Here is a 4,807-nt window from a genome sequence, read left to right as displayed (position 1 = left end):
GGCCTGCTCGCGGGCGCGACCTGGGCCGCGGCGGGCGACGATTCGGCGACTCGCGCGCCGCGGATCGAGGGTGTCGCCGTGTCACCCGACGGCGACGAACTGGCCGAGGAGGTCACCCGCTTGACGGCGCAGACCCTCGCGCTCCTCGGGACACCAGAGGCGCCTTTCCACGTGCGCGTCGACTCCGCCCACGTCGGGCCCGGCTACGGGATCGTCACCGAGGGCGGCATCGAGGCGATCGGACTGTTCGCCCGCACCGAGGGAATCGTGCTCGACCCCGTCTACACAGGAAAGGCCGCCGCCGCGCTGATCGCCGGCATCCGTTCTGGCCGTTTCGATGCGGACACCGACGTGCTGTTCCTGCACACCGGCGGGGCGCCGGCGCTGTTCGCGCACGAGCGCACGCTGACCGCCGCGTTCGGCGGCTGACGCACCGCAGTGCGTGCTCACGGGCCGCGGTGGATGCCCGGATGTGCGCTCATCCCGCGTTCGCACGCGACACCGGGGCCGGGGCCACATAGCGTGAGAAGGTGTGCAGTCGGATTCGAACACCGCCGTCGTCGACGAAACGCTGGCGGTCGGCGGGCTCGATGAAACCGAGTTTGCGATACAGCGCGTGCGCACCCTTCATCTGCGGCCCACTGTTCATCACGACGCTAACTGCGCCACGCTCGCGCGCGACGTCGAAAGCGTGCTCGATCAACGCCTGCCCGATCCCGGTACCGCGCGCAGCGGGCGACACGGCGAGCAGCCGGAAGTACAGCTCATCGGGTTCGATCCACCCCGGCTCGTGCAACTCCGCGTGCCGGATCGAGATGACGCCAACGAGACGCCCATCGCGCTCCGCGACCCACGTCTGATACTCGGCGACGAGGCGTTCGGGATGCCGCAGATTCTCCCGGTACTCATCGGAAAGATCGTCATAGTCATGGGCATAGGCGTCGTGGGTCACCTCCCCTACCGCATCGAAGTCGATCTCGGTCGCTTTGCGGATCACCAGCTCTGTCATCGTCGTCATCCCTTACTCATCCGCGTGGCGCCGGCCTCCACCCGAGCGCCGGCCCGATCTCGCCGGCGAGCTGATCGAGAATCTGCTTCCAGTCGTCGAGTTCGAACTCGAACGGCAACTCGAAGAGGTAGTCATCCGCCGCCTGGAACGCGGCGTCGTTGCGGATGACGTCGACGATCTGGTCATTCGAACCCGTGATGTCCTGTGCGATCAGCGTGCGCCCCTGGAATACCCCCTGCGACCGCGGGGCGCGTGATCGCAGGTACTCGGCGTACTTCTCCCGTTGCGCCGCGGTCGCCCCCTCGGTGGGTGCGAACACCCGGGCGACCGACACCCGAGCATCCTCCCCCGCCGCATGCGCTCCGCGGAAAGCACGGATCTGCGCGAGCTGAGCCGCCGCGAAGTCCTGCTCGCCGTTCTCGTAGGAGTTGATGTTGCTCATCAGCCAGTGGAACCCGGCTCGCCCTGCCCACTCCGCCGACCGCAACGATCCCCCGCCGTACCAGAGCCGATCGCTGAGTCCCGGACTGTACGGCTCGACGCGCTCGCTGTCGAAGTCTCCGCCGAATCCCCCGTACTCGGGTCTAGCCCTCAGCGCCTCGCCCGCCAAGAACCCGCGCAGCCGCTCGATGCGACCGTAACCGTAGTCTTCGTGAGGCCAACCCGCGTCGTGCACCAGGCCGTTGAGGTGGTCATCGTATCGAGGCGGGTGCACGCTCAGCCCCGGCAGCAACCGTCCGCCGCTGAGCACATCGGCCGTGGCAAGGTCTTCGGCGAGACGGAACGGGTTCTCGAATCCCACCGGGATCACGGCGTTGCCCAGCCCGATCCGCTCGGTCTCTCGCGAGACGGCGCCGAAGAAGACGGCCGGCGCGGAAAGGCCGTGCTGCAGGTGTCGCGTGCGAACCCACCCGCTATCCAATCCCAGCCGTTCCGCATAGGTGAACAACTCAATGCCCTCCTCGTGTCCCTTGCGGGGGTCACGAGGATCGAACGGAACGAGGTGGATGAACCCGATGCTCTTGATCGGGCGAGTGTCAGTCATAACGCGAACAGTATCCACGCAGGATGCTCGAGGGCGAAGCTCGACGAACCAGTGATGTAAGACGACGCCGCGAACGGTCATACTCCGAAACGTCGCGGTAGCCGCCTGCGCCCCCGCCCTATCGTGAACGCATGATCTCCCGGGGCCTCCGCAGCGCCGGCCGCCTGCGCGCGCTGCACGCCCCCAGCCTCATCGATGACGACACCTCTCTGCCGGACGTGTTGTGGCGACACCGCGGCGGCACCTATTCGTCTACGGTCGGCCGCCTGCAACTCGACGATGGAACGACCGCACGCACTGACCTCATCAGGCTCTCGCCGAACGTCGACGCCTACTCGCTCGATCCGCACGGCCAGAGCCCTCGCCGGTTGGTGCCGTACCGGGTGCGGCCGTGGGCAGAGGCTCCCACGTCGATTCTGCGCCGCCAGGAAGCGGCCATCGTCTGGCTCCTCGCGAATTCGTACCCGACCATCGACACCGCCACGTTGAGCGCGCAGCTGCGCGCTTCGGGTCACGCAATCGGTGCCGGCGATATCTCGCTCCACGACGCGATCGCGGCGACGCAGGCTGCGTTGTGGACGGTCACGTCAGGCTTGCGCCCCCACCGGGGTGCCGCGGGGCCGATCGCGGAGCTCTCTCGCGCAGCCGCGAGCCGACTGTTGCGCGTCGGCCCTGGCGCACCGGCGGTCCTCCCCGTCGAGTTGCCCGCCGAGGCCGTCGTCCGGGGGTATCGAGTCGACCTGCGCGACGCCGACCTCTTCGGCGGCGACCTCCACGACATCCAGGTGCATCTGGAGCAGTCGGAGAACGGCGAGCGCTGGCTCCCCGTGCCGTCTTCGCGCGTGTTGGCGACCGAGGGTCGCCAACACGCGGACACCTGCCTACTGTTGCGCAAGGGGATCGGCGTCGGCGCGACCGTCGCCAGCGTGCGCGGCGGACGCCAGGTCGGCTATGCGCACTACCGCATCGTCGTCTCGAGCCGGCGAACGACGGCAGTGCGCATCGAGGGGATCGATCTCGACCTCGCCGACTCGCCGTTGCACGGCAACTCGCCCGCGGTGCTCGCGCTCTACGACCACCTCTGCGCCGGCGCTGCCGCCGCGGCACACGCCGAAGGTGTCATCCGCGGCCCGCGCACCGCGCTGGCCGGCCCATCGTCGCTGATCGGTCCGTACCACCTCGACCCCGGTGCCATCCAGTTCGCCCTGGTCTCGGCGGACGATCCCCGCATCGCGGTCGTCGACGCCGACGGGAGGGCCGTGGATGCCGTCGCCGGCGGCGAGGCATTCTGGCTCGACGTCGGCGCCGCCGCCGCTGCCGACACGGCATCCCTCGTCATCGACGTCGTCGCCGGCTGGCACCGGAGCGGCCGGGTGCTGCTGAGCGGATCGGAAGCGGACGGCACGGCCTGTACGCCGCTGGCGCTGGCAGTGCAGCGGCGCGCATCCCTGTCCCGCATCGCCGCGCCGATCACCTACCGCAGCGCGCGTCTGCCCGCGCCGGCCCGCCTCGCCGCCCTCTGACCCCTTCCCAGAAATCGGAGCACCACCATGGTTCAGCCGCAGACCGAGTCCCAGGCACTCGGAGACCTCGCCGCACGGCAACTCGCCAACGCGACAAAGACGGTGCCGCAACTGGCGAGCATCACGCCCCGGTTCCTGCTGCACCTGCTGTCATGGGTTCCCGTCGAGGCGGGCGTCTACCGCGTCAACCGGGTGCTGCACCCCGAGCGCGTCGAGATCCAGGTCGGCGAGGCCGGCGAAGACCCGGTGCCGCAGAGCTACATCGACTACGAAACCAACCCGCGCGAGTTAACGCTGCGCGCCATCTCGACCATCGTCGACATCCACACCCGCGTCTCCGACCTCTACTCCAGCCCGCACGACCAGATCACCCAACAGCTGCGGCTGACGATCGAGTCGATCAAGGAGCGCCAGGAGACCGAACTGCTCGTCAACCCCGAGTACGGCCTGCTGACGCAGGTCACGGCCGAGCAGACCCTCACCCCGCTGGGCCAGGCGCCGACCCCCGACGACCTCGACGCCCTCATCACGCGAGTGTGGAAGACCCCGAGCTTCTTCCTCGCCCACCCGCTCGCGATCGCGGCCTTCGGCCGTGAGGCCACGTTCCGCGGGGTGCCGCCGGCAACGGTGACGCTGTTCGGCACGCCGTTCATCACGTGGCGCGGCATCCCGATCATTCCCTCCGACAAGATTCCCGTCGAGAACGGCGAGACCAGCATCCTGCTGATCCGTACCGGCGAAGACAAGCAGGGCGTCGTCGGACTGTTCCAGCCGGGCCTGGTCGGCGAGCAGTCGCCCGGCCTCTCGGTGCGCTTCAACGGCATCAACAATCAGGCCATCGCGTCGTACCTCGTGACCCTGTACTCGTCGCTGGCCGTGCTCACCGACGACGCCGTGGCCGTGCTCACCGGCGTGCGTGTGGACCAGTTCCATGAGTACGAGTGAGCGGCTGGGCTTCGACCCGAGCGCCGAGTTGCCGCTGAGCGAGCACGCGCTGTCGCGGCTCGCCAGCCAGGTGTATGCCGAGGTCAGCGGGGTCGTCGCGAAGGCGAAGGAACGACGGGATGCCGGGGACCCGTCCCCCGCGCCGACGACGACCCCGTCGGCATCCGTCGTCGGCACCCCCGCGGTGTCGTCGATCGCGAGGGTCCCTGTCGCGCCTTCCATCGCCCCCTCGATCGCCGCGCCGTCCGCACCAGCTGGGCCGGCGGGCTCCGCGTGGCCCGGCCG

At 69.2% G+C, this 4,807-nt stretch carries 5 protein-coding genes and 1 pseudogene; 4 read left to right on the top strand and 2 right to left on the bottom strand.

What is annotated here, in order from left to right:
• On the top strand, positions 1-429 hold a 429-nt coding region (locus WBP48_RS13470; protein ID WP_424441247.1), incomplete at its 5' end, for a pyridoxal-phosphate dependent enzyme.
• A 49-nt stretch (positions 430-478) separates the two neighbouring features.
• Here the strand turns inward: WBP48_RS13470 and WBP48_RS13465 are convergent.
• Both WBP48_RS13465 and WBP48_RS13460 read right to left on the bottom strand, forming a co-directional pair.
• Complete coding sequence (locus WBP48_RS13465; protein WP_424441245.1) at positions 479-1,018, bottom strand: GNAT family N-acetyltransferase; 540 nt, start codon at positions 1,016-1,018, stop codon at positions 479-481.
• A 7-nt stretch (positions 1,019-1,025) separates the two neighbouring features.
• Positions 1,026-2,054 (bottom strand): LLM class flavin-dependent oxidoreductase, encoded by a 1,029-nt coding sequence (locus WBP48_RS13460; RefSeq protein ID WP_424441243.1) that lies wholly within the window; start codon positions 2,052-2,054, stop codon positions 1,026-1,028.
• A 131-nt stretch (positions 2,055-2,185) separates the two neighbouring features.
• On the opposite strand from WBP48_RS13460, the gene WBP48_RS13455 reads away from it, so the two are divergent.
• The 3 genes and pseudogenes from WBP48_RS13455 to WBP48_RS13445 form a co-directional block, all read left to right on the top strand.
• Positions 2,186-3,577 carry a thioester domain-containing protein gene (locus WBP48_RS13455; RefSeq protein WP_424441241.1) on the top strand — a complete coding sequence of 464 codons (1,392 nt, stop codon included), beginning with the start codon at positions 2,186-2,188 and terminating at the stop codon, positions 3,575-3,577.
• A 27-nt stretch (positions 3,578-3,604) separates the two neighbouring features.
• The gene (locus WBP48_RS13450; protein WP_424441239.1) at positions 3,605-4,522 is read left to right on the top strand and encodes a family 2A encapsulin nanocompartment shell protein; all 918 of its coding nucleotides are present in this window, start codon (positions 3,605-3,607) and stop codon (positions 4,520-4,522) included.
• Positions 4,509-4,807: pseudogene (locus tag WBP48_RS13445) on the top strand (hypothetical protein); the annotation flags it as partial. The gene WBP48_RS13450 and the pseudogene WBP48_RS13445, both read left to right, overlap by 14 nt.

The organism is Microbacterium sp., assembly GCF_049661145.1.
Taxonomy (GTDB): domain Bacteria; phylum Actinomycetota; class Actinomycetes; order Actinomycetales; family Microbacteriaceae; genus Microbacterium.
Note: the sequence above shows the minus strand (reverse complement) of the source record. Positions and strands in the feature narration are given on the sequence as shown.